Source organism: Escherichia sp. XD33 (assembly GCF_019375075.1).
GTDB classification, from domain to species: Bacteria; Pseudomonadota; Gammaproteobacteria; order Enterobacterales; family Enterobacteriaceae; genus Enterobacter; species Enterobacter flexneri_A.
Genome location: NZ_JAENDM010000139.1, coordinates 1 through 2,855 on the forward strand (window position 1 = coordinate 1; position 2,855 = coordinate 2,855).

The 2,855-nt window shown below is 52.5% G+C and carries 2 protein-coding genes and 1 pseudogene; all 3 read left to right on the plus strand.

The window, feature by feature from the left end:
- Positions 1 to 262 precede the first annotated feature (262 nt).
- The 3 genes and pseudogenes from estX to K0778_RS25530 all read left to right on the plus strand — a co-directional run bounded on the left by estX (position 263) and on the right by K0778_RS25530 (position 2,705).
- Positions 263 to 1,105 carry an alpha/beta fold putative hydrolase EstX gene (estX, locus tag K0778_RS25520; RefSeq protein ID WP_001456218.1) on the plus strand — a complete coding sequence of 281 codons (843 nt, stop codon included), beginning with the start codon at positions 263 to 265 and terminating at the stop codon, positions 1,103 to 1,105.
- 95 nt (positions 1,106 to 1,200) lie between these two features.
- Positions 1,201 to 1,809, plus strand: coding sequence for an HAD family hydrolase (locus K0778_RS25525; RefSeq protein ID WP_000050382.1), 609 nt, complete (start codon positions 1,201 to 1,203; stop codon positions 1,807 to 1,809).
- 57 nt (positions 1,810 to 1,866) lie between these two features.
- Positions 1,867 to 2,705 (plus strand): annotated as a pseudogene (locus tag K0778_RS25530) (AadA family aminoglycoside 3''-O-nucleotidyltransferase).
- Positions 2,706 to 2,855: the final 150 nt, after the last annotated feature.

A 2,855-nucleotide genomic window follows, 5' to 3' on the forward strand; every position in this document is an offset into this window, starting at 1 on the left:
TCGTAAGCTGTAATGCAAGTAGCGTATGCGCTCACGCAACTGGTCCAGAACCTTGACCGAACGCAGCGGTGGTAACGGCGCAGTGGCGGTTTTCATGGCTTGTTATGACTGTTTTTTTGTACAGTCTATGCCTCGAGCATCCAAGCAGCAAGCGCGTTACGCCGTGGGTCGATGTTTGATGTTATGGAGCAGCAACGATGTTACGCAGCAGGGCAGTCGCCCTAAAACAAAGTTGTACGTAGAACTCGAAGGCAATTTAAGTATGAAAGAAAAGGTAGTTGTTGATAAAGCGATTTCACTCTATACCGAATCATTCGGCGACCCGGCCCATGAACCCATTATTCTGATCATGGGGGCAATGTCGTCTGCGGTGTGGTGGCCTGATGAGTTTTGTTCCCAACTTGCCAAAATGGGTCGCTATGTGATCCGGTACGACCACCGTGATACCGGGAAATCAACAAGCTATGAGCCAGGTCAGGCTCCATATTCCGTTGAAGAATTAGCAGATGATGTGGTTCGCGTCATTGATGGTTATGGTCTGGAAGCTGCTCATTTAGTCGGCATGTCTTTGGGGGGATTTCTTTCCCAGCTTGTAGCTCTCAAGTATCCGAAACGTGTGAAGAGCTTGACGCTGATTGCTTCAGAACGGCTTGCAGATGCAGATCCGGATATGCCCGCTTTTGATCCTGCCATCATTGAGTATCACCAACGGGCGGAATCGCTGGATTGGTCTGATAGAGATGCTGTCGTCGCGTATCAGGTCGGAGCGTGGCGAATCAACTCAGGTACTGCGCATGCTTTTGACGCTGAGAAGATACAAAACATCGCTGAGTTAAATTTTGATCGCACTCCGAATATCCTGACAACATTCAACCACACTACTTTAGGTGGTGGCGAGAGATGGCTCGGGAGATTAAATGAGATAGCTGTACCAACTTTGATCATTCACGGCACGGAGGATCCTGTACTTCCTTATGTGCATGGGTTGGCACTGAAAGATGCGATTCGTGGTTCAAAAATGCTGACACTCGAAGGCACGGGACATGAGTTGCATCATGAAGACTGGCCGAGGATTATCCAGGCGATTAAGGGGCAAACGTCATAGCTATCGGTTGCACCGTACAACAAGTTGCTGCACCGGAAAAATTACTCGCTGCGCTCGCAATTTTCCGGTGAGCAAGGCGTTAGCGCCCACAACGCATGTCTCTCGCACTCTTTGACTTCGATGGCACAATTACCACTCGCGAGACGATGCCGGATTTTGTGCGGCGGTCCGTGAGCCGACGTCGACTGCTTGTGGGACAACTGCTTCTGGCGCCGCTCGTGCTTGGGTATAAGATTGGGATCTTGTCTGGCACCCTGATCCGTCGCGTCATCGTTCGCTTCGCTTACAGCGGCATCCCGGCCTCGGTCCTGGAGGCCCAAGGTCGTGACTTCGCTCAGAGCTACCTGCCCAATACCCTCCGCGGCGAGGCAATGCAGCGCATCGCATGGCACAAAGCGCAGGGGCACAAGGTTGTCGTTGTTTCCGGCGGACTTGAGGCTTACTTGGAGCCGTGGTGCGACTCGCACGGCGTTGAGCTCATCTGTTCTTCCTTGCAACAGTCGGACGGAATCCTAACGGGCCGCTATGAAGGGCGGCAGTGCGTCTTGACGGAGAAGGCTCGCTTGGTCCGTGAGCGCTACGACCTGGCGACATATCCGACCATCTACGCGTACGGAGACACGCCGGAGGACCTGGATATGCTGGCCATTGCTACTAAGCAGTACTATCAGTGGCAAGAGGTTGGCGTCGCAGGTGGGCGCTAACAAGTCATTCAAGCCGACGCCGCTTCGCGGCGCGGCTTAATTCTGGTGTTAGACATCATGAGGGTAGCGGTGACCATCGAAATTTCGAACCAACTATCAGAGGTGCTAAGCGTCATTGAGCGCCATCTGGAATCAACGTTGCTGGCCGTGCATTTGTACGGCTCCGCAGTGGATGGCGGCCTGAAGCCATACAGCGATATTGATTTGTTGGTTACTGTGGCCGTAAAGCTTGATGAAACGACGCGGCGAGCATTGCTCAATGACCTTATGGAGGCTTCGGCTTTCCCTGGCGAGAGCGAGACGCTCCGCGCTATAGAAGTCACCCTTGTCGTGCATGACGACATCATCCCGTGGCGTTATCCGGCTAAGCGCGAGCTGCAATTTGGAGAATGGCAGCGCAATGACATTCTTGCGGGTATCTTCGAGCCAGCCATGATCGACATTGATCTAGCTATCCTGCTTACAAAAGCAAGAGAACATAGCGTTGCCTTGGTAGGTCCGGCAGCGGAGGAATTCTTTGACCCGGTTCCTGAACAGGATCTATTCGAGGCGCTGAGGGAAACCTTGAAGCTATGGAACTCGCAGCCCGACTGGGCCGGCGATGAGCGAAATGTAGTGCTTACGTTGTCCCGCATTTGGTACAGCGCAATAACCGGCAAAATCGCGCCGAAGGATGTCGCTGCCGACTGGGCAATAAAACGCCTACCTGCCCAGTATCAGCCCGTCTTACTTGAAGCTAAGCAAGCTTATCTGGGACAAAAAGAAGATCACTTGGCCTCACGCGCAGATCACTTGGAAGAATTTATTCGCTTTGTGAAAGGCGAGATCATCAAGTCAGTTGGTAAATGATGTCTAACAATTCGTTCAAGCCGACCGCGCTACGCGCGGCGGCTTAACTCCGGCGTTGGGCGCACAATAAGGCTCCTTGCAGAGTTGCTTGAAAGTTGTTACGATTCAAATTCAATCATGAGATAGTCAGCAGATGAGCACTTCCAAGAACGCAGACAAGTAAGCCGCAGCAACCTTCATTTTTCGGTTGTTGCGGC

Excerpts from the sequence above, each read along its gene's own strand:
- K0778_RS25525 (WP_000050382.1), top strand. The coding sequence starts at position 1,201 with ATGTCTCTCGCACTCTTTGACTTCGATGGCACAATTACCACTCGCGAG.
- estX (WP_001456218.1), top strand. The coding sequence starts at position 263 with ATGAAAGAAAAGGTAGTTGTTGATAAAGCGATTTCACTCTATACCGAA.